The sequence below is a fragment of the Chryseobacterium sp. FG46 genome (genome assembly GCF_057809135.1).
On sequence record NZ_JBMDJJ010000075.1, the window covers coordinates 1 to 622 of the forward strand.

General features: G+C 37.1%; 2 tRNA genes. Both read right to left on the bottom strand.

From position 1 onward, the window contains the following. Nucleotides 1–125: 125 nt before the first annotated feature. Nucleotides 126–199, bottom strand: a tRNA-Ala gene (locus ACODR7_RS21560). Nucleotides 200–286: 87 nt separating this feature from the next. Beyond that, nucleotides 287–360: transfer RNA gene (locus ACODR7_RS21565), tRNA-Ile, on the bottom strand. Nucleotides 361–622 lie beyond the last annotated feature (262 nt).

Sequence of the window (622 nt, forward strand, 5' to 3'; positions counted from 1 at the left end):
CTCGGTTTTCTCTTTGTGATGTCTTTACCGTTAATGTCAATGATCTTAATGTCTTTCTTTCCGACTGATGAACAGATGTTGTTATTGGCTCCATCCGTAACTTTTAAATCAGTCTTCCAAAACTGTGGAGAATAAGGGAGTCGAACCCTTGACCTCCTGCGTGCAAGGCAGGCGCTCTAGCCAGCTGAGCTAATTCCCCCTCTAGTAGACTAAGAGACTCAAGATCCTAGATTCAAGATTTTTTATCTTGGCTCTTGGCTCTTTTATCTTCCCGTCTTTTAATTAGTAGTCTCGGGCAGGCTCGAACTGCCGACCTCTACATTATCAGTGTAGCGCTCTAACCAGCTGAGCTACGAGACTTCATTTAATTTTAAATTTTAAATTTTGAATTTTAAATTAATTTTCAAATCTAAAATCTATAATTTATAATCTAAAATCTCTTCTTCCCTATTACTAATTTCTAGTGGGTTTTGTATTTTTAATATAAGCAACCAAACAAAAAACTAAAGCTTTACTTTAAGTAAGTATAGTGTATCTTACGATACTGATTTTGTTTAACGTTCTTCAACGCTCTAAAATGAGATGTTCCAGCCGCACCTTCCGGTACGGCTACCTTGTTACG